This is a genomic window from Cedecea neteri (assembly GCF_000758305.1).
In the GTDB taxonomy this organism is placed as follows: Bacteria; Pseudomonadota; Gammaproteobacteria; order Enterobacterales; family Enterobacteriaceae; genus Cedecea; species Cedecea neteri_C.
Window position 1 is genome coordinate 406,339 of sequence record NZ_CP009458.1, and the last position, 19,346, is coordinate 425,684.

A 19,346-nucleotide genomic window follows, 5' to 3' on the forward strand; every position below is an offset into this window, starting at 1 on the left:
CCCGCCAGTTGTGGGATTAGCTATAAAGCAGTTCGTAAATATAAATATATTCTGCATCCGATAAGCGGATGCCGTAAGCCTCTTCTATTGGCTGGAACACAGATTTGATGACACTAAACGCGCGAACGTCCAGATCTGGCCTGTTTTCCAGCGCCATCTGTAACGGTTTACGGTTAATCACGATACGCTCGACCATGCAGCAGCAGTGGATCAGAAAGCGCAGTGTCACCTGGCGACTCGGTTTGAGCGAAAGCGCCGAGGTCAGATGGTTAAGTACACCCTCCATCTCTTTGAGAATGCGCTGTGGATTAAGCACTGAAATGTGGTTAATGATACTTTCCATGGTCAAAGCGCTGATAAAACGCATGGCACTACGTTCCATTTCCAGACGCCGTTCGCTGCTGGAGAGATCCGGCGTCAGCAAGCTTAACACCAGCTCCGGCCCCTGTTCGGAAAACAACTCCTCCAGCGAAATAAACGGAATATCCGGGAGGCCAGGCTGGAAAGTCCCGACGATCCCCGCTAGCCGCTCGCCAACGCCCAGTGCCTGCTGCACGCGCTCCAGACTGCGAACTTCGTTGTAATCGAGGATAACCATTCGCGTGTCCTGCGACATCAGCTCACCAAAGCTCTCCTCCAGCACTTTTTTGATTTTTTCCGCCGTCCCCATACCGGTAATGCAGGACACCACCAGCACTTTGCCCCCACTTTCCTGTTGCGGCGTACAGAGCTGACAGGGAATGTTTTTGCTTTGCATCAGCGCAGCCAGCTGCGGTAAATCACTGGTTTCATAGTTTAAATCCAGCCCTACCTCCAACAAACTGGTAAGCGTAATATTCGGCATCAGTAGAACATCTATCTGGAATAACTTGCTGATGGTGCTGCCAAAATGTACCAGCGAGCCAATGTCTACCATCAGGATCAGCCGCCGATAGCGCCGGGTCTGAATCATCAGGGTTAACGTTTCCAGGGTGTCATGTACCGACTGCTCAAAAGGCATATCAATGGCGCTGAACAGATCGCGCTCTAATACGCGATTGACGTATTGCGCCATACTGGTGGCGGTGGTCGCCCCGTGGGCAATCAAAATGACCCCGCAGTCGGGGCTGGCATCAATGCGCTGGCGATAATGCCGGCACTCTTTCAGGAACAGGCACAGCCAGACAACTTCCGTCGCCGGGCACTGAATGTGCAGCAGTTCGTTAATTTTCCGGCACAGCTGCGTGGCGTTTTCGTACTCGTCTTTGCAGCGGTCCAGGATCAGGCTTGAGGAATAAAGCTGTGGGATCAGGCCGCGCTGCACGTAGCCAATCAGCGCCAGAAAATGTTTACGCAGCGGGTTAACCAAATTTTCAGGCAGTGAAAATCCAAGCACCTGCTCCACGCAGCCGATAAGCAGCGTCACGCGTTCTTCCACCTGGCCGCCATATCGCGGAGGATGAACCACGCTGTCCCGGCTGTAGAGACCATATTCAAAAATCGAACTCAGCTTATTTTTCAGGATCGCCAGCGTTTCCGCCGGGGGGACATTGCTGTTGCGCAGGTTAACGTATTCGCGGGTCAGGAAGCTGTAAAAGAGATCGCTCTCTTCTATTTCACTCCCGGTGGCCAGGGAGCTTTTTAGCGCCGGCAGCGTACGCGCATCAACGTTTAAACGCTCTTTGCCATCAAACAGCGTATCAACCAGCAGCCGCTGTTCTGGCGTGGCATTAAACGGCATTTCTGCCAGCCGTTTATCCAGCTGCAGCGTGTCCTGATGCTCAGTCATGCCCGACGCCCATGCCTGAGCGCACAAGAACTGAATATCGCTTTTGAGCTGGCCGATATTGCCCTCCAGCGGCTTATTGAGCAGCCAGAGCAGCAGGGTTTTATCAAGGCTGACCGTGCGCTCTATTTTGCGGCTTTCACGCTGCAAGAACCCAATAATCAACTCAATTTGCTCTTCAACAGAACGCTGGCGAATACCCGGCAAATCAATACACACCTGAATACGCCGCTGGAAAGTACGCAGCAGCGCGGAATTGACCGGCTCGGTGGTGGCACAAATCAGGCGGACTGAAATAGGGCGAGCCACGGCGCTGGATCCCAGCGGCCGGTATTCCCCTTTGTCGAGAATAGAAAAGAGTTTCTCCTGCCCTTCATACGGCAAGCGATGTACTTCATCCAGCAGCAGGTAGCCGCCGTCTGCCTGCTCCACAAGGCCGGGTTTATTTTCATTCGCCCCGGTAAACGCCCCCTGGCGGTGGCCGAACAGGTGCGAAGAAAGTAGCTCCGGGTTATGGGCATATTCCGCGCAGTTAAAATAGACCAGCGGCGGTGTGCCGCCAGAAGCGTGCTCACAGGCAAAACGGTGCATTAACTCGGCGAAAAAGGTTTTACCGACGCCGGAAGGCCCGGTTAGCAGCACGTGTAATCCGTGGGGGTAAAGTACCGCGGCACGGCCTTTGTCTACCGCATCGCGCAGGCTGCGATCGTAGCCAATCAGACCGCTAAAAGGATCGTCCCCGCTGAGCTTTTCCTGGCATGGGAGCAGATCGGCCACCGATCGCACTTCACGCTCGGCGTCATCCAGCTTGCGTCCAAGAACGGCTTCCAGCGCATGACGGTGCAAAAAGAAAACCGGGCGACCCCGGCTTTTGATGGCCAGGCCATCGTTCCATAACTGGTTGAGATCTTTACTGACCGAGTTTCTAGCCAGCCCGAGGTTAAAGCCAATAGCTTCTGCCGTGAATGCCGTTTCCTTTGCTAAATCAGTAAGATCCACTCCCTGTGTCAGCCGTTCCAGCTCCCCCAAAATAATCTCAATCCGTCTCATCTCTTTACCGCTTAAAAAGTGAATGATCGTTCAGAACATACACTATTCTTTTATGCAAGAAAGAGACGCGCCGGGAAGAATCCGGCTTGTTGGATGAGAAATGCTGCTGCACAGGCCCTGCGCAGCAGCAATCAGCGCGTAGGGCTTATTCGCCTTTCTTGGCTGCCTGGATATACAGCATTTCCAGCGCCAGTGTCGCCGCAGCCAGGGCGGTGATTTCAGACTGGTCGTAGGCCGGAGCCACTTCCACCACGTCCATCCCCACGATGTTCAGATCTTTCAGGCCACGAACCAGCTTGATAGCACGGTCAGAGGTCAGGCCGCCAATCACCGGCGTACCAGTACCTGGTGCAAAAGCAGGATCCAGGCAGTCAATGTCGAAGGTCAGGTAAACCGGCATGTCACCGACGATCTGCTTAACCTGGGCAATGATATCGTCTACGCCGCGATCGTTAACCTGGCAGGCATCCAGCACGGTGAAGCCGTTATCTTTGTCGAACTCAGTACGAATACCGATCTGCACGGAGTGGTTCGGATCGATCAGGCCTTCGTTTGGCGCGGTGTAGAACATCGTGCCGTGGTCAAACTCGCAGCCGTTCGCGTAGGTGTCGGTATGGGCATCAAAGTGAACCAGCGCCATTTTACCGAAGTGCTTAGCGTGAGCACGCAGCAGCGGCAGAGTCACGAAGTGGTCACCGCCGAAGGAAAGCATACGCTTGCCGGCAGCCAGCAGACGCTCGGCGTGTGCCTGGAGATTTTCACTCATCTCACGGGCATCGCCGAAGGCATAAACCAGGTCGCCGCAGTCAACAACGTTCAGACGCTCGCGCATGTCGAAATTCCACGGGAAGCGGTTTCCTTCCCATGCCAGGTTGGTGGATACCTGACGAATCGCTGCCGGGCCGTGACGGCCACCGGCACGACCTGACGTTGCTGCATCGAACGGAACGCCGGTGATCACCCAGTCTGCATCGCTATCGTATGGCTGGAAGTTCAGCGGGAAACGTAAAAAACCAAAGGCATTAGATACCAGGGAGTTATCGTATTTGTGGCCTAAGGTGCTCATTGTCTGACCTCTCGGTTGGGGTTAAAAAACGCCTAAAAAAAATCCCCTCCGCGTCGTTAAACCCGACGAGGAAGGGATTGGATTGGGGGACTGCTATTTATTGAGCGGATTATCGCCGCTAATTCATACGGGTTCAAGAGAGTATAGGCTATTGCGCTCTCTTTGCCCTCTCCCCACGGAGGAGAGGGAAAGTAATGGCTTACTCGTCTTCCAGATACGTGTAACCGTACAGGCCCGCTTCGAACTCTTCGAGGAACTGCTGCTGCAGCGCATCGTCAAGGCCGGTGTTTTTCACCTGGTCGCGGAACTGGGTCAGCAGCTTGTTCGGGTCGAGCTGCACGTACTGCAGCATGTCCGCGACGGTATCGCCTTCATCAGACAGCTCAACTTCCACGGAGCCGTCAGGGAAGACGAAGACGTCCACCGCTTCGGTGTCGCCGAACAGGTTATGCATGTTGCCGAGAATTTCCTGGTACGCGCCCACCATGAAGAAGCCCAGCATCGGCGGGTTTTCCGGATCGTATTCCGGCATCGGCATCGTTGTGGCAATGCCGTCGCCATCAATATAGTGGTCAATCGCCCCGTCGGAGTCGCAGGTAATGTCCAGCAGCACTGCGCGGCGTTCAGGCGCGTGATTCAACCCTTCCAGCGGCAGCACCGGGAACAGCTGATCGATCCCCCATGCGTCCGGCATCGACTGGAACAGCGAGAAGTTGACGTACATTTTGTCCGCCATGCGCTCCTGCAGTTCGTCGATAATTGGACGGTGCGCGCGGTTGCTTGGATCAAGCTGCTTCTGAACGTCGTGGCACATGTTCAGGTAAAGCTGTTCTGCCCAGGCACGTTCCTGCAGGCTATACGCCCCGGAGGAGTAGCCGACGTGGATATCGTGCAGGTCCATCTGGCTGTCGTGCAGCCATTCACGCAGCGAGCGGCGAGTCCCCGGCTGATGCATCTCTTCCCAGGTTTCCCACATGCTTTGCAGCGCGCGAGGAGCGTCATCCTCAGGCGGAGTCGCTTCGGTATATTCGTTACGCTCAACGCCGATAATATTGGAAACCAGCACCGTGTGGTGCGCGGTCACGGCGCGGCCAGACTCGGTGATCACCGTCGGGTGCGGCAGGCCATTTTCTTCACAGGCATCGCCAATCGCCCAAATGATGTTGTTCGCGTATTCATTCAAGCCGTAGTTAACGGAGCAGTCGGACTGGGAACGCGTCCCTTCGTAGTCCACGCCCAGGCCACCGCCCACGTCGAAGCACTGGATGTTCACGCCCAGCTTATGCAGCTCAACGTAGAAGCGCGCGGACTCACGAACGCCTGTGGCGATATCGCGAATGTTCGCCATCTGCGACCCCAGGTGGAAGTGCAGAAGCTGAATGCTGTCCAGGCGGCCGCGTTCACGCAGAATTTCGACCAGTTGCAGAACCTGGTTTGCCGCCAGGCCGAACTTGGATTTCTCACCGCCGGAGGACTGCCATTTGCCAGAACCCTGAGAGGCCAGACGGGCGCGAACGCCCAGGCGAGGAATCACGTTCAGTCGTTCGGCTTCTTCCAGCACGATGCCGATCTCGGACATCTTCTCAATAACGAGGTAGACCTTATGGCCCATCTTCTCGCCGATCAGCGCCAGGCGGATGTATTCGCGGTCTTTATAGCCGTTACAGACGATAACAGACCGGGTCATGCCCGCGTGCGCCAGCACGGCCATCAGCTCGGCTTTAGAGCCTGCTTCCAGGCCCAGCGGTTCACCGGAATGAATCAGCGACTCAATCACGCGGCGGTGCTGGTTAACTTTGATCGGGTAAACCAGGAAATAGTCGCCGTTGTAGCCGTAGGATTCGCGCGCACGCTTAAAGGCGGCGTTAATAGAACGCAGGCGATGCTGCAGGATCTGCGGGAAGCAGAACAGCGCAGGCAGGCGCTGGCCCTGAGCTTCGCGCGCTTTCACCAGCTCGGCGAGATCCACGCGAGCTTCCGGAACGTCCGGATCCGGGCAAACGCTGATATGGCCCAGTTCGTTGACGTCGTAATAGTTATTACCCCACCAGGCAATATTGTATGTACGCAGCATCTTGCTGGCTTCCTCGGAGCTCATGGCAACCTCCTGAATGGAACGATGTACATCCTGCTCGCCCACTGACGAACCCGAAACAGAAGTGATTTTGTCAGTCATGGCGAACCTCAAATTTTGTCGATTGTGCAAAACAGTTGACTACTATCGCAGGGGCATCCTGCAATAACAACCCATTAACAGCGCGTATTGGCAGCAGAAGACGCTGACAGCAAGGCTGTGCGACCGGTTTCATTTTCATATCATTGTAAAACACGTATCCGAACCCTGTATGACAGGACGGCGAAACCACGAGAAAACTCTTGTAATACAAGAGCGCCCTTGTTCAGTTACCACGGCGGATTACAGACCGGCCCGGGGATCCTGAGAAGCGCCGAGATGGGTAAAACATCGGCAAGTTTGAAAACATGAGATGCAGGCTGCGAGGAGCATATGCGCGCCAGAACGGCGTGCTGGGTTATATGAATGACGGCGGTTCATTACTTGTATCACCTCCACGCATACGTTGAATATGTATGCGACAAGCCAAAGCTGCGAACACTGTACCTGACAGGCTCTAAATAATTGCTCAACCCGGCTGGAAGTGGGCAACACGAATCGTGTGCTTTTGATTAAGCCGCGCGCGCCGCTTTATACCGATATAAGGGGTAAAAAGCAAAACAAAATGTGTAAATTGCCAGCAGTGTCAGCTCCACTTTCCACTAAAGATTTATCACATGTTGCCGTTACCCTAAAAAATTCTGGCTATCTGCCGATTGTCTAATCTAAAATGGCCGTCCAGATGTTAATCCATCTATACTGATTAACTGTTAGACTGCCTGTTTTTCAATCTGTGGCAATAAGTTCCCGGGTTGGTCTATCTCGCCACCACTGTGGCGTAGAGCAGCAGCCTGAACTAAATAAATCCTCTTAGGGTGAAGAAAATATGGCTAAACACCTTTTTACGTCCGAGTCTGTATCTGAAGGGCATCCTGATAAAATCGCTGACCAAATCTCCGACGCCGTCCTTGACGCCATCCTCGAGCAGGATCCGAAAGCGCGCGTAGCCTGTGAGACTTACGTCAAAACCGGTATGGTTCTGGTTGGCGGCGAAATCACCACCAGCGCGTGGGTTGATATCGAAGAAATCACCCGCAAAACCGTGCGTGAAATCGGCTATGTGCATTCAGATATGGGCTTTGATGCCAACTCCTGCGCTGTTCTGAGCGCGATTGGTAAACAGTCCCCGGATATCAATCAGGGCGTTGACCGTACCGATCCGCTGGAACAGGGTGCGGGCGATCAGGGCCTGATGTTTGGCTACGCCACTAACGAAACCGACGTGCTGATGCCAGCGCCAATCACCTACGCACACCGTCTGGTGCAGCGTCAGGCTGAAGTGCGCAAAAACGGCACCCTGCCGTGGCTGCGTCCGGACGCGAAAAGCCAGATCACCTTCCAGTACGACGACGGTAAAATCGTTGGTATCGATGCGGTTGTGCTGTCCACTCAGCACTCTGAAGACATCGCGCTGAAAGACCTGCAGGAAGCGGTGATGGAAGAGATCATCAAACCTGTTCTGCCTGGCGAATGGCTGAATGCCTCCACCAAATACCACATCAACCCGACCGGCCGTTTCGTTATCGGTGGCCCAATGGGTGACTGCGGTCTGACCGGGCGTAAAATCATCGTTGATACCTACGGCGGCATGGCTCGCCACGGTGGCGGCGCATTCTCCGGTAAAGATCCGTCTAAAGTTGACCGTTCTGCTGCCTATGCCGCGCGTTATGTCGCGAAAAACATCGTGGCTGCAGGCCTGGCTGACCGCTGTGAAATTCAGGTTTCTTACGCTATCGGCGTGGCAGAACCTACTTCCATCATGGTGGAAACCTTCGGTACCGAGAAAATCTCTACCGAGCAGTTGACCCTGCTGGTGCGCGAGTTCTTCGACCTGCGTCCATACGGCCTGATTCAGATGCTGGATCTGCTGCACCCAATCTACAAAGAAACCGCCGCATACGGTCACTTTGGTCGCGAACATTTCCCATGGGAAAAAACCGACAAAGCCGCACTGCTGCGTGAAGCCGCTGGCCTGAAATAATCCGCCACCGCTTTGTGCTTTAAAGGCCAGCCTATGCTGGCCTTTTGCTTTTTGGTTCTGTGCCACCAGAACTCGCTCCAACCCGTTCCCCGCTATCGCCAGCAACATTTTGAAACCGATTACACTCATAAGAAATCGCCTTCATCGCTATTTTTCTTTGAATGCATGCTCGAGCACATCATTTGTTACATAACGCTTCATGCAGTACCGAAATTTAACCACGAAAGAGACTTTTCTCGTGGTTAACGCCCTGTTTTATCAGCACTCAGTTTCTTCTCAATTTATACCCATGGTGTAAACGATTACATCACTGTGATTATCATCACACACTTCCGCCGTTTACTGCCCTACCCTTAAAAACGTCAAATCCGAATAATTCACGTGGAGGGCGATATGCCTGACAATAAAAAAACCGGGCGCTCAAACAAAAGCATGACCTTTTTTGTCTGCTTCCTCGCCGCGCTCGCTGGCCTGCTGTTTGGCCTGGACATTGGCGTGATTGCCGGTGCGCTGCCGTTTATCGCCAAAGACTTCGCCATCACCTCCCATACCCAGGAATGGGTGGTGAGTTCAATGATGTTCGGGGCAGCCGTCGGAGCCATCGGTAGCGGCTGGCTCTCTTTCAAACTGGGGAGAAAATACAGCCTGATGATTGGTGCCGTGCTGTTTGTGCTCGGTTCCCTGTTCTCAGCCTTTGCGCCCAACGTTGAAGTGTTGATCGTTTCTCGTGTCCTGCTGGGTCTCGCCGTCGGCGTCGCGTCCTACACCGCCCCGCTCTACCTGTCAGAAATTGCACCGGAGAAAATCCGCGGCAGCATGATCTCCATGTACCAGCTGATGATCACCATCGGTATTCTGGGTGCCTATCTCTCCGATACCGCCTTCAGCTACACCGAATCCTGGCGCTGGATGCTGGGCGTGATCACCCTTCCCGCTCTGCTGCTGCTGGTTGGTGTGTTCTTCCTGCCGGACAGCCCGCGCTGGTTTGCTGCTAAGCGCCGCTTCAATGATGCTGAACGCGTCCTGCTGCGCCTGCGCGATACCAGTGCGGAAGCGAAACGTGAGCTGGAAGAAATCCGCGAAAGCCTGAAGGTGAAACAGAGCGGCTGGGCGCTGTTTAAGGACAACTCGAACTTCCGCCGGGCGGTCTTTCTTGGCGTGCTGCTGCAGGTGATGCAGCAGTTCACCGGCATGAACGTCATCATGTACTACGCGCCAAAAATCTTCGAAATTGCCGGATTCGCGAATACCACGCAGCAAATGTGGGGCACCGTGATCGTCGGTCTGATTAACGTACTGGCTACCTTCATTGCTATCGGCCTGGTCGACCGCTGGGGGCGCAAGCCAACCCTGGTGCTCGGCTTCCTGGTCATGGCCGTTGGCATGGGCGTGCTTGGCACCATGCTACACGTTGGCATTCATTCCCAGGGCGCGCAGTACTTCGCGGTTGCCATGTTGCTGATGTTTATCGTTGGCTTTGCCATGAGCGCTGGCCCGCTGATTTGGGTGCTGTGTTCCGAAATCCAGCCGCTCAAAGGGCGCGATTTCGGCATCACCTGCTCCACCGCCACCAACTGGATTGCCAATATGATCGTCGGTGCCACCTTCCTGACCATGCTGAACACGCTGGGCAACGCCAACACCTTCTGGGTTTATGCGGCGCTGAACCTGTTCTTCATCATCCTGACGCTGTGGCTTATTCCTGAGACTAAACATGTCTCGCTGGAACATATCGAACGTAACCTGATGAAAGGCCGTAAATTACGCGAAATCGGCGCACACAACTAAGTCCTGACGACCCCCTCCCAATAACGGGAGGGGCTTGCACCACGCTTCCCGCCCCATTATTCTCTGCCGTTATGAAAGCCCCCCGACTCCCCATCGCTCTCCAGCAAGCCGTTATGCGCTGCCTGCGTGAAAAACTTCAGCAGGCCAACGCGCATTTAGGCACCCATTATCCTGAACCCAAAATGGTCTATCAGCAGCGCGGTACCGCCGCCGGAACGGCCTGGCTGGAAAGCAACGAAATTCGCCTTAATCCCGTCTTATTGATGGAAAATCAGCAGGCTTTTGTCGATGAAGTCGTCCCCCATGAGCTGGCTCACCTGCTGGTCTGGAAGCATTTTGGCCACGTCGCCCCTCACGGCAAAGAATGGAAATGGATGATGGAAACCGTGCTCAACGTCCCGGCCCGCCGCACGCATAAATTTGAAGTCGATTCGGTACGCAAAAATACCTTCCCCTACCGCTGCCCTTGTCAGCAGCACCAGCTCACCGTTCGCCGTCACAACCGGGTGCTGCGCGGCGAAGCCGAATATCGCTGCACCCATTGCGGCCAGTTATTAAAACCCGACGTTACAACCTCATGTAATTAATCATTTATTTCTGGAATTTTTACGCACCCTCTGATTGAAACTGGATATTCGATCAGGTAGGGTGCGGGCACGTTTTAGTAAGGATTCTGGAAATGTCTCGCAAAATTTCTTGGGCTGTTGCATTCGTTGCAGCCTTCAGTTCGCTTCCCGCCTTCAGCAACGGTATCAATAGCTTTGCACAAGCCAAAACCGCAGGCGTCAAGATCAACGCCGATGCTCCGGGCGACTTCTACTGCGGCTGTAAAATCAGCTGGCAGGGTAAAAAAGGTATCCCGGACCTGGAGTCATGCGGCTATAAAGTGCGGAAGAACGAAAATCGCGCCACCCGCATTGAATGGGAGCACGTCATGCCTGCCTGGCAGTTCGGCCACCTGCTGCAGTGCTGGCAGGACGGCGGGCGTAAAAATTGCGCCAAAGATCCGGTCTACCGCAAAATAGAAAGCGATATGCACAACCTGCAGCCTGCCGTGGGCGAGGTTAACGCCGACAGAAATAACTTCATGTACAGCCAGTGGAACGGCGGCGAAGGCCAATACGGCCAGTGCGCAATGAAAATTGATTTTAAAGATAAAGTGGCCGAGCCACCGGAACGAGCAAGAGGCGCGATTGCACGCACTTATTTCTACATGCGCGACCAATACCAGCTGTCGCTTTCTCGCCAGCAGACACAGCTCTTCCAGGCATGGGATAAACGCTACCCGGTCAACAACTGGGAGTGTGAACGGGATGAACGCATTGCGAAAGTCCAGGGCAATCATAATCCATATGTGCTGCGGGCTTGCCAGGCGCGAAACAGCTAACCTACACTAGCGGCAATTCTTTTTTTGCTGTGACGAATATCGCCCTCGACCTACAGAACAAGGGGGCGAAATCCCCTCTCCCTCTTTGGGATAGAGTCAGGATAAGAGCCCATTCCTGCAGCGCAACTAACCGGAACTCACTTCATGCGTATACCCCGCATTCACCATCCTGAAAATCTTTCCGTTGGCCAGAACGTTGCCCTGAGCGAAGATGCGGCTAACCATGTTGGACGCGTGCTGCGTATGGGCGCAGGCCAGGCCATTCAGCTGTTCGACGGCAGTAATCAGGTATTCGACGCGGAAATCGTGCAGGCGGATAAAAAAAGCGTGCGCGTTAAAATCCTGGCGGGCAACGAGGATGACCGTGAGTCACCGCTCTGGCTGCATCTCGGCCAGGTCATGTCGCGCGGTGAAAAAATGGAATTCACTATTCAGAAGGCCGTGGAACTGGGTGTGAACGAGATCACCCCATTGTTTTCCGAGCGCTGCGGGGTAAAACTGGATGCGGAAAGGCTGAACAAGAAACTCCAGCAGTGGCAAAAGATTGCGATTGCCGCCTGCGAACAATGCGGCCGCAACCGGGTGCCAGACATTCGCCCGGCGATGGATCTGGCCGCCTGGTGCGCCGAGCAGGATGACGCCCTTAAGCTCAATCTGCATCCGAGAGCCAGCGCCAGCATCAACACGCTGCCGCAGCCGGTCGAGCGCGTCCGCCTGCTGATTGGCCCGGAAGGTGGCCTGTCTGCGGATGAGATTGCCATGACCGCTGAGCACCAATTTACTGATATTCTGTTGGGACCGCGCGTTCTGCGTACTGAGACCACCGCGCTCACCGCCATCACCGCATTACAGGTGCGCTTTGGCGACCTGGGCTAAAGGAGAACAACAATGATCAAGCTCGGCATCGTGATGGACCCCATCGCGCACATCAACATTAAAAAAGACTCCAGCTTTGCCATGCTGCTGGAAGCGCAGCGTCGTGGTTACGAACTGCACTACATGGAAATGGCTGACCTGTACCTGAACAACGGCGAAGCCCGCGCCCGCACACGTCTACTCAGTGTCGAGCAGAACTACGACAAGTGGTATGAGTTTGGTACCGAGCAGGATATCGCCCTGGCCGATCTGAACGTGGTCCTGATGCGCAAAGACCCGCCGTTCGACACTGAATTTATTTACGCGACCTATACTCTTGAGCGCGCAGAAGAGAAAGGCACTCTGATCGTTAACAAACCGCAGAGCCTGCGCGATTGTAACGAAAAGCTGTTTACCGCCTGGTTTGCCGACTTAACGCCGGAAACGCTGGTCACCCGTAACAAAGCGCAGCTGAAAGCCTTCTGGCAGCAGCACGGCGACATCATTATGAAGCCGCTGGACGGCATGGGTGGTGCGTCTATTTTCCGCGTGAAACAGGATGACCCAAACATCGGCGTTATCGCCGAAACACTGACCGAACTGGGTACCCGCTACTGCATGGCGCAGAACTACCTGCCAGCTATCAAAGATGGCGACAAACGCGTGTTGGTGGTAGACGGTGAACCTGTTCCTTACTGCCTGGCGCGTATTCCGCAGGGCGGCGAGACTCGCGGCAACCTGGCGGCTGGTGGCCGTGGCGAGCCACGTCCACTGACCGAAAGCGACTGGGAAATCGCCCGCCGCGTTGGGCCTACGCTGAAGGCAAAAGGGCTGATTTTTGTTGGTCTGGATATTATCGGCGATCGTCTGACCGAGATTAACGTCACCAGCCCAACCTGCATCCGCGAAATCGAAGCCGAATTCCCTGTGTCTATCACCGGTATGCTGTTCGACGCCATCGAAAAACGCCTCGCTCACTAAGCGCATCTGGCGGGTAGCTGTTACCCGCCTTTCCCCTTCGAAGGCACGATTCACGGCGGGTAGCCCGCCTTCCTTCATTAGTGGTAAGCTGGCCACACTTCGCGCAGCCAATGCCGCTTTTATCAACCGGGATCAGAACCTCTGACAATGAATTTACAGCATCACTTTCTTATTGCCATGCCGGCTCTCCAGGACCCTTTATTTAAGCGCTCCGTAGTCTATATCTGTGAATACAACGATGAAGGCGCGATGGGGATTATCATCAATAAACCGCTGGAAAACCTGCAGGTTGATGGCGTTCTCGAAAAGCTAAAAATAGAACCAGACCCGCGCGACACAACCATTCGCCTGGATAAGCCCGTTTTCATCGGCGGCCCGCTGGCGGAAGATCGAGGCTTTATTCTTCACTCGCCGCCGGACAACTTTGGCTCAAGTATTCGTATCTCCGACGACACGGTGATTACAACTTCTCGTGATGTGCTGGAAACGTTAGGCACGGCCAAACAGCCGAAAGAGGTGATTGTTGCCCTCGGCTACGCTTCCTGGGAAAAGGGGCAGCTTGAGCAGGAAATAATGGAAAACTCATGGCTGACAGCACCCGCCTCGCCTGAGATCCTGTTCCATACACCCATTTCAGAGCGCTGGCGTGAAGCTGCCCGTCTGATTGGTATTGATATCCACACCATGCCAAGCGAAGCGGGGCACGCCTGATGAGCAGCGGAACTTTAATGGCTTTTGACTTCGGCACCAAAAGCATCGGCGTCGCTATCGGCCAGCGCATTACCGGCACTGCGCGCCCGTTAACGGCGCTTAAGGCACAGGACGGCACGCCGGACTGGAACGCGGTAGAAAAAATCCTGAAAGAGTGGCAGCCGGAAGAAGTGGTTGTCGGCCTGCCGCTGAATATGGATGGGACCGAACAGCCCCTGACGGCGAGAGCCCGCAAGTTTGCTAACCGCCTGCATGGCCGTTTCGGTGTGAAAGTTTCTCTGCAGGACGAGCGGCTGAGTACCGTCGAAGCCCGAGCCGGATTATTCGAACATGGCGGTTTTCGTGCTCTGAACAAAGGCAGCATCGACTCCGCCTCTGCGGTGATTATTCTTGAAAGCTGGTTCGAGTACCACCCGTGAAGAGCTTAACTGCCGGGCGTGTCATTCCCTGCGTTCAGCAGTTCATGCCTTGCGGCAATCGCCAGAAAATGGCTGCGGTCCCGGTAGCCTGAAGAAGGCTGTTTAACACGGGAATCAATACGCCGCAGCAGCGCGTCCGGCAGCATGATGTTTAGCCGCTGCTGCTTTCCTTCCAGCGCGGATAGATCCACATCAACCAGCAGCCATTGCTGGCAGTAGCTGTAGTCCGGGTCTGCGGCATAAACAAAAGGCCCGGCATCACACAGCTGAGTAATGTCTTTGCCGCCCTCCACCATTAAATCCACAATCGACAGCACCGCGTCCTGCACCATCGGGGCGATATCCGCCTGACTGTCTGCGGCTGATACGCAGCCAAATTCATCATTGCATAACGCGGGGACGACCAGGCCAAACGCTTCGTTTTCAGTTGCGGGTAATTCCACACCAACGGAAAAAAACATCATCAACCTCCGGCAGCGACAGGCTAAATGCCTGCCATTTTACGAATGGATTTGACAGTACCGACGGGCAAATTCTTTTTAGGATGCGGAACAGGGAACGTTCTTCCGGTTGTGGGTGACCACCAGATCCAGTGGCTCCCCCCAGAACGCCTGACGGGTTCGCACCCCGTGGCCCTCAATGCCTTTATCAGCTCAGCAGAGGTCATCATGCTCTCCCTGAATGATGTTTAATATACACACCAATACACACAGAAGCAATAAAAGTGTTCATGATGTCGCCTCCCATGGTCTACCGGCGACTCTCTCGTTCTTAAAAATGCTGCCTTCATGCAGCCGTTGCGCCTCGCTCTGGGCAAAGCTTTGCATACCATGCTGCTGGCCGGTTTGCAGCACACCGGGAAGTTGATGCGTCTTCCCTTCACGAATCAAATTTGCCACAGCCGGGGTATTGACCAACAGTTCGTACAGCGCCACCCGGCCACCGTCAGTCGCAGGTACCAGCTTTTGTGCCAGCACGGCTTTCAGGCTCCCGGCCAGCTGAGTTTGAATCAGGCTTTTCTCCTGGGCAGGGAATACATCCACCAGCCGTTCTATCGCCTGAGCAGCACCGCGGGTATGTAATGTCGCCAGAACCAAATGCCCTGTTTCTGCCGCGGTCAGCGCCAGGCCAATCGTCTCGCTGTCCCTAAGCTCGCCCAGCAGGATGACGTCCGGATCTTCCCTTAAAGCGGCTTTTAGCGCGGAAGCATAGCTGTCACAATGCAGGCCTGGCTCCCGCTGTTGAATCAGACAGCGGCCAGAGGCGTGAATAATTTCGATGGGGTCTTCCAGCGTTAAGACATGGCCATCAAGATGTTGGTTGAGATGCTGGATCATCGCAGCAAGGGTTGTAGACTTTCCGCTCCCGGTGGCACCCGTCACCAGTATCAGCCCTTCGCTTTCTTGTAAAAGTGCCTTCAGTTGGGGCGGAGCGCCAAGCGTATGCAGATCCGGGCAAGAAGACGCCAGTAATCTAAGCGCCAGCGAATAACCTTCCAGGTGGCGAAAAGCGTTGCCACGAAGCCTAATGCCGTTCGCAAGCGTAAGTGAAAAATCGAGCTGTCCGCCGTGGCTAAGCTGCAGCTTTTGCTCCTCACTTAACCATCCGTTGAGCACTTCTTCGACTTCCGGCACCTGCTCCGGGCACGCTTCCAGTCTGCCACACTTTCGCCAGCGTGCCGCCTGGCGCGCGCACAGGTGTAGATCGGACACATTATGCTTTACACTAAGGGCCACAATTTCTTCGATATCCATATCACTTCCAACGATCATGAATGAGATAGCGCACAATCTGGCACAGGTACATGGGAAAATCTCAGCCGCTGCAGCACGTTGCGGCAGAAGCCCCGAAGAAGTGACTCTGCTTGCGGTCAGCAAAACTAAACCTGCGAGCGCCCTCGCAGAAGCGATTGCTGCCGGGCAACGCGCCTTTGGCGAAAACTATGTGCAGGAAGGCGTGGATAAGATTCACCACTTTGCTGAACAAGGTGTAACAGGGCTGGAATGGCACTTTATCGGGCCCCTGCAGTCGAACAAAAGCCGCCTTGTGGCGGAAAATTTTGACTGGTGCCATACCGTCGATCGGCTGAAGATTGCCAGCAGACTCAGCGAACAACGCCCGTCGACGTTGTCGCCGCTAAACGTGCTGATTCAAATTAATATCAGCGACGAAAACAGTAAGTCCGGCATCGCGTTGAGTGAGCTGGAGCAGTTAGCTGCCGAAGTGGCGGCCTTACCGGGACTGACACTGCGGGGCTTGATGGCCATCCCGGCACCAGAACCGGATTACGAGCGCCAGCTTGCCGTTTGCCGCAAGATGGCAGAGGCCTGCAATGCACTCAAAGACCGCTTTACCACGGTCGATACATTATCTCTCGGCATGACCGATGACATGGAAGCCGCGATTGCCGCAGGCAGCACCATGGTGCGCATTGGAACCGCTATTTTCGGCGCGCGGGATTACCCCGCTCGTTAATCACCATCATTTTTGAGGAAAACCATGCTAACGTTGACTTTCCTGGTCAAAACCCTGATTGAGCTTTACGTAATGGTGCTGCTTATCCGCATCTGGATGCAGTGGGCGCGCTGTGATTTCTACAACCCGTTCGCCCAGTTCATCGTTAAAGTTACCCAGCCGGTTGTCGGACCGCTTCGCCGCGTACTGCCGTCTCTGGGCCCAATTGACACCTCATCCCTGCTGGTGGCGTTTATCCTCACCACGCTGAAATTCCCTATTCTGCTGCTGATCCAGTCCGGCGGGCTGTCGCTCGATCCGTTAAACTTGCTCATCGGCGTACTGTCGCTGCTGAAATCAGCCGGCACCCTGGTGTTCTGGGTGATCATCGTGCGTTCCCTGATGAGCTGGATAAGCCAGGGCCGCAGCCCTATTGAATACGTGCTGATGCAAATGACCGAGCCAATGATGTCGCCGATTCGCCGCATCTTGCCTGCTATGGGCGGCATTGATTTCTCCGCCATGGTGGTCATTCTGATCCTTTATGCGCTGAACTACCTCGGTATGGACCTGTTCCCTGGCCTCTGGTACGCCATTTGAGTGCTGTGATTCAGCAGCCTGACGGGCTGGTTCTGCGGTTGTATATCCAGCCAAAGGCCAGCCGCGATAGCCTGATCGGTATGCATGGCGACGAGTTAAAAGTCGCCATCACCGCACCGCCGGTAGATGGGCAGGCTAACGCTCACCTGGTAAAATATCTGGCCAAACAGTTCCGGGTAGCGAAAGGTCAGGTCGTGATAGAGAAAGGCGAACTTGGTCGCCATAAACAAGTTAAAATTATCGGCCCGCAGCAGATCCCGACGGAAGTCGCGGCATTGATTGCCCCCCTCGAATAACACAGGACTGACTATGCAAAAAGTCGTATTAGCTACCGGTAACGCCGGTAAAGTGCGTGAACTCGCCGATCTGCTGGCGGATTTTGGCCTCGATGTGGTCGCGCAAACCGAGCTGAACGCGGAGTCTGTCGAAGAGACCGGCCTGACCTTTATTGAGAATGCGATTCTCAAGGCTCGCCATGCGGCTAAAGTGACCGGGCTTCCGGCGCTGGCTGACGACTCTGGCCTGGCGGTGGATGCTCTGGGCGGCGCGCCGGGCATCTATTCCGCACGCTACGCGGGTGAAGATGCCAGCGATCGGCAGAACCTCGACAAGCTTCTGGAAGCGCTGAAAGACGTACCCGACGATAAACGCCAGGCTCAGTTCCACTGCGTGCTGGTCTATATGCGTCACGCGGAAGACCCAACGCCGCTGGTGTTTCACGGCAGCTGGCCGGGCGTGATTACCCACGCGCCTGCCGGGCAAGGCGGCTTTGGCTACGACCCTATTTTCTATGTTCCGTCCGAGGGGAAAACCGCGGCGGAGCTAACCCGCGATGAAAAGAGCGCGATTTCCCACCGTGGGCAAGCGCTAAAACTGTTACTGGAAGCAATGCGTAATGGCTAATTTGCCACCTCTTAGTCTCTACATTCACATCCCATGGTGCGTACAGAAGTGCCCGTACTGTGACTTCAACTCCCACGCGCTTAAAGGCGACGTGCCGCACGACGAATACGTGAGTCATCTGCTGCGCGATCTTGACCGCGACGTAGCGCTTGCTCAGGGACGTGAGGTAAAGACTATTTTTATCGGGGGCGGTACCCCAAGCCTGCTCTCCAGCGAAGCAATGCAAACGCTGCTGGACGGCGTACGCTCACGCCTCAAGCTGGCAGACGACGCAGAAATCACCATGGAAGCCAACCCCGGCACGGTCGAAGCCGACCGCTTTGTTGGCTACCAGAAAGCAGGCGTGAACCGTATTTCTATCGGCGTACAGAGCTTTAGCGAACCCAAATTAAAGCGCCTGGGCCGTATTCATGATGCGGGTGAAGCCAAACGTGCCGCAAACCTGGCAAGCGGCCTGGGGCTGCGCAGCTTTAACCTTGACCTGATGCACGGCCTGCCGGACCAGTCGCTCGAAGAGGCGCTGGACGACCTGCGCCAGGCCATTGCCCTGAATCCCCCACATCTTTCCTGGTATCAACTGACTATCGAGCCGAACACGCTGTTTGGATCGCGTCCGCCGAAGCTACCGGACGACGACGCGCTGTGGGACATCTTCGAACAAGGCGATAAGCTGCTGACCGCCGCGGGCTACCAGCAATACGAAACCTCCGCCTACGCTAAGCCCGGTTATCAGTGCCAGCACAACCTTAACTACTGGCGCTTTGGCGACTATCTGGGGATTGGCTGCGGCGCGCACGGCAAAATCACCTTCCCGGACGGGCGCATTACGCGCACGGCGAAAACGCGCCATCCGCGCGGATACATGGAAGGAAAGTACCTCGACCGCCAGCATGACGTTGAACAAGCAGATAAACCGTTCGAATTCTTTATGAACCGCTTCCGCCTGCTGGAAGCCGCGCCGCGCAGTGAATTCACGCTTTATACTGGTTTAGATGAAGCGATAATTCGCCCGCAACTGGATGCAGCGCTGGCGAAAAACTATATGACTGAGACGGATGAGTACTGGCAGATAACCGAGCACGGGAAGCTGTTTTTAAACTCCCTGCTGGAGCTGTTTTTAGCCGACGACGCGTAAGTTTTTACCCTCACCCCGGCCCTCTCCCAAAGGGAGAGGGGGATACAGTCTGCAGAGAATTTTTTATTCCCTCTCCCC

General features: G+C 55.0%; 21 protein-coding genes. 13 read left to right on the plus strand and 8 right to left on the minus strand.

Annotated elements, in window-relative coordinates; genetic code table 11:
* Window positions 1-16 precede the first annotated feature (16 nt).
* The 5 genes from dagR to LH23_RS24420 all read right to left on the minus strand — a co-directional run bounded on the left by dagR (window position 17) and on the right by LH23_RS24420 (window position 6,435).
* Complete coding sequence (gene dagR, locus LH23_RS01825) at window positions 17-2,815, minus strand: transcriptional regulator DagR (RefSeq protein ID WP_039287609.1); 2,799 nt, start codon at window positions 2,813-2,815, stop codon at window positions 17-19.
* Between the two features lie 145 nt (window positions 2,816-2,960).
* Entirely contained in the window at window positions 2,961-3,881 is a 921-nt protein-coding gene (speB, locus tag LH23_RS01830; protein WP_038479002.1) for an agmatinase, read from the minus strand.
* Window positions 3,882-4,080: 199 nt separating this feature from the next.
* Window positions 4,081-6,057: a biosynthetic arginine decarboxylase gene (gene speA, locus LH23_RS01835; RefSeq protein WP_071842684.1), complete on the minus strand. Its 1,977-nt coding sequence runs from the start codon at window positions 6,055-6,057 to the stop codon at window positions 4,081-4,083.
* Window positions 6,050-6,196, minus strand: a complete 147-nt coding sequence (gene yqgB, locus LH23_RS23890; protein WP_156108080.1) for an acid stress response protein YqgB — start codon at window positions 6,194-6,196, stop codon at window positions 6,050-6,052. The genes speA and yqgB overlap by 8 nt, the downstream gene beginning before the upstream one ends.
* 101 nt (window positions 6,197-6,297) lie before the next feature.
* The gene (locus tag LH23_RS24420) at window positions 6,298-6,435 is read right to left on the minus strand and encodes a hypothetical protein (protein ID WP_419656403.1); all 138 of its coding nucleotides are present in this window, start codon (window positions 6,433-6,435) and stop codon (window positions 6,298-6,300) included.
* A 445-nt stretch (window positions 6,436-6,880) separates the two neighbouring features.
* On the opposite strand from LH23_RS24420, the gene metK reads away from it, so the two are divergent.
* From metK to ruvX, 8 genes are all read left to right on the plus strand, one after another.
* Window positions 6,881-8,035: a methionine adenosyltransferase gene (gene metK, locus LH23_RS01840; protein WP_008461565.1), complete on the plus strand. Its 1,155-nt coding sequence runs from the start codon at window positions 6,881-6,883 to the stop codon at window positions 8,033-8,035.
* Between the two features lie 393 nt (window positions 8,036-8,428).
* Window positions 8,429-9,823, plus strand: a complete 1,395-nt coding sequence (locus LH23_RS01845) for a sugar porter family MFS transporter (protein WP_039287616.1) — start codon at window positions 8,429-8,431, stop codon at window positions 9,821-9,823.
* Between the two features lie 71 nt (window positions 9,824-9,894).
* A complete protein-coding gene (locus LH23_RS01850; RefSeq protein WP_039287620.1) occupies window positions 9,895-10,410 on the plus strand; it encodes a SprT family zinc-dependent metalloprotease in 516 nt (171 codons plus the stop codon).
* A gap of 92 nt (window positions 10,411-10,502) precedes the next feature.
* Window positions 10,503-11,210: a deoxyribonuclease I gene (gene endA, locus LH23_RS01855; protein ID WP_039287623.1), complete on the plus strand. Its 708-nt coding sequence runs from the start codon at window positions 10,503-10,505 to the stop codon at window positions 11,208-11,210.
* Window positions 11,211-11,354: 144 nt separating this feature from the next.
* A complete protein-coding gene (rsmE, locus tag LH23_RS01860) occupies window positions 11,355-12,086 on the plus strand; it encodes a 16S rRNA (uracil(1498)-N(3))-methyltransferase (protein ID WP_039287626.1) in 732 nt (243 codons plus the stop codon).
* A gap of 12 nt (window positions 12,087-12,098) precedes the next feature.
* Window positions 12,099-13,046, plus strand: a complete 948-nt coding sequence (gene gshB / locus LH23_RS01865; RefSeq protein ID WP_039287629.1) for a glutathione synthase — start codon at window positions 12,099-12,101, stop codon at window positions 13,044-13,046.
* Between the two features lie 147 nt (window positions 13,047-13,193).
* Entirely contained in the window at window positions 13,194-13,757 is a 564-nt protein-coding gene (locus LH23_RS01870) for a YqgE/AlgH family protein (protein ID WP_039287632.1), read from the plus strand.
* Window positions 13,757-14,176: a Holliday junction resolvase RuvX gene (ruvX, locus tag LH23_RS01875; protein WP_008461550.1), complete on the plus strand. Its 420-nt coding sequence runs from the start codon at window positions 13,757-13,759 to the stop codon at window positions 14,174-14,176. The genes LH23_RS01870 and ruvX overlap by 1 nt, the downstream gene beginning before the upstream one ends.
* A gap of 5 nt (window positions 14,177-14,181) precedes the next feature.
* Here ruvX and LH23_RS01880 read toward each other — a convergent pair whose 3' ends face one another.
* From LH23_RS01880 to LH23_RS01890, 3 genes are all read right to left on the minus strand, one after another.
* Window positions 14,182-14,637: a type II toxin-antitoxin system HicB family antitoxin gene (locus tag LH23_RS01880; RefSeq protein ID WP_039287636.1), complete on the minus strand. Its 456-nt coding sequence runs from the start codon at window positions 14,635-14,637 to the stop codon at window positions 14,182-14,184.
* A gap of 23 nt (window positions 14,638-14,660) precedes the next feature.
* A complete protein-coding gene (locus LH23_RS23215; RefSeq protein ID WP_071842763.1) occupies window positions 14,661-14,843 on the minus strand; it encodes a type II toxin-antitoxin system HicA family toxin in 183 nt (60 codons plus the stop codon).
* Window positions 14,844-14,904: 61 nt separating this feature from the next.
* Window positions 14,905-15,930 carry a type IV pilus twitching motility protein PilT gene (locus LH23_RS01890; RefSeq protein ID WP_039296291.1) on the minus strand — a complete coding sequence of 342 codons (1,026 nt, stop codon included), beginning with the start codon at window positions 15,928-15,930 and terminating at the stop codon, window positions 14,905-14,907.
* Between the two features lie 16 nt (window positions 15,931-15,946).
* On the opposite strand from LH23_RS01890, the gene LH23_RS01895 reads away from it, so the two are divergent.
* From LH23_RS01895 to hemW, 5 genes are read left to right on the plus strand one after another with little or no spacing between them, the layout of a single operon-like run.
* Window positions 15,947-16,651 (plus strand): YggS family pyridoxal phosphate-dependent enzyme, encoded by a 705-nt coding sequence (locus LH23_RS01895; protein ID WP_039287642.1) that lies wholly within the window; start codon window positions 15,947-15,949, stop codon window positions 16,649-16,651.
* 24 nt (window positions 16,652-16,675) lie between these two features.
* Complete coding sequence (locus LH23_RS01900) at window positions 16,676-17,230, plus strand: YggT family protein (protein WP_039287645.1); 555 nt, start codon at window positions 16,676-16,678, stop codon at window positions 17,228-17,230.
* A complete protein-coding gene (gene yggU / locus LH23_RS01905; RefSeq protein WP_039287648.1) occupies window positions 17,227-17,526 on the plus strand; it encodes a DUF167 family protein YggU in 300 nt (99 codons plus the stop codon). The genes LH23_RS01900 and yggU overlap by 4 nt, the downstream gene beginning before the upstream one ends.
* A gap of 13 nt (window positions 17,527-17,539) precedes the next feature.
* Window positions 17,540-18,133, plus strand: coding sequence for an XTP/dITP diphosphatase (locus tag LH23_RS01910; protein WP_039287652.1), 594 nt, complete (start codon window positions 17,540-17,542; stop codon window positions 18,131-18,133).
* Window positions 18,126-19,268: a radical SAM family heme chaperone HemW gene (gene hemW, locus LH23_RS01915; RefSeq protein WP_039287655.1), complete on the plus strand. Its 1,143-nt coding sequence runs from the start codon at window positions 18,126-18,128 to the stop codon at window positions 19,266-19,268. The genes LH23_RS01910 and hemW overlap by 8 nt, the downstream gene beginning before the upstream one ends.
* Window positions 19,269-19,346 lie beyond the last annotated feature (78 nt).

Excerpts from the sequence above, each read along its gene's own strand:
- dagR (WP_039287609.1), bottom strand. The coding sequence starts at position 2,815 with ATGAGACGGATTGAGATTATTTTGGGGGAGCTGGAACGGCTGACACAG.
- speB (WP_038479002.1), bottom strand. The coding sequence starts at position 3,881 with ATGAGCACCTTAGGCCACAAATACGATAACTCCCTGGTATCTAATGCC.
- speA (WP_071842684.1), bottom strand. The coding sequence starts at position 6,057 with ATGACTGACAAAATCACTTCTGTTTCGGGTTCGTCAGTGGGCGAGCAG.
- yqgB (WP_156108080.1), bottom strand. The coding sequence starts at position 6,196 with ATGAAAATGAAACCGGTCGCACAGCCTTGCTGTCAGCGTCTTCTGCTG.
- LH23_RS24420 (WP_419656403.1), bottom strand. The coding sequence starts at position 6,435 with ATGAACCGCCGTCATTCATATAACCCAGCACGCCGTTCTGGCGCGCAT.
- metK (WP_008461565.1), top strand. The coding sequence starts at position 6,881 with ATGGCTAAACACCTTTTTACGTCCGAGTCTGTATCTGAAGGGCATCCT.
- LH23_RS01845 (WP_039287616.1), top strand. The coding sequence starts at position 8,429 with ATGCCTGACAATAAAAAAACCGGGCGCTCAAACAAAAGCATGACCTTT.
- LH23_RS01850 (WP_039287620.1), top strand. The coding sequence starts at position 9,895 with ATGAAAGCCCCCCGACTCCCCATCGCTCTCCAGCAAGCCGTTATGCGC.
- endA (WP_039287623.1), top strand. The coding sequence starts at position 10,503 with ATGTCTCGCAAAATTTCTTGGGCTGTTGCATTCGTTGCAGCCTTCAGT.
- rsmE (WP_039287626.1), top strand. The coding sequence starts at position 11,355 with ATGCGTATACCCCGCATTCACCATCCTGAAAATCTTTCCGTTGGCCAG.
- gshB (WP_039287629.1), top strand. The coding sequence starts at position 12,099 with ATGATCAAGCTCGGCATCGTGATGGACCCCATCGCGCACATCAACATT.
- LH23_RS01870 (WP_039287632.1), top strand. The coding sequence starts at position 13,194 with ATGAATTTACAGCATCACTTTCTTATTGCCATGCCGGCTCTCCAGGAC.
- ruvX (WP_008461550.1), top strand. The coding sequence starts at position 13,757 with ATGAGCAGCGGAACTTTAATGGCTTTTGACTTCGGCACCAAAAGCATC.
- LH23_RS01880 (WP_039287636.1), bottom strand. The coding sequence starts at position 14,637 with ATGTTTTTTTCCGTTGGTGTGGAATTACCCGCAACTGAAAACGAAGCG.
- LH23_RS23215 (WP_071842763.1), bottom strand. The coding sequence starts at position 14,843 with ATGACCTCTGCTGAGCTGATAAAGGCATTGAGGGCCACGGGGTGCGAA.
- LH23_RS01890 (WP_039296291.1), bottom strand. The coding sequence starts at position 15,930 with ATGGATATCGAAGAAATTGTGGCCCTTAGTGTAAAGCATAATGTGTCC.
- LH23_RS01895 (WP_039287642.1), top strand. The coding sequence starts at position 15,947 with ATGAATGAGATAGCGCACAATCTGGCACAGGTACATGGGAAAATCTCA.
- LH23_RS01900 (WP_039287645.1), top strand. The coding sequence starts at position 16,676 with ATGCTAACGTTGACTTTCCTGGTCAAAACCCTGATTGAGCTTTACGTA.
- LH23_RS01910 (WP_039287652.1), top strand. The coding sequence starts at position 17,540 with ATGCAAAAAGTCGTATTAGCTACCGGTAACGCCGGTAAAGTGCGTGAA.
- hemW (WP_039287655.1), top strand. The coding sequence starts at position 18,126 with ATGGCTAATTTGCCACCTCTTAGTCTCTACATTCACATCCCATGGTGC.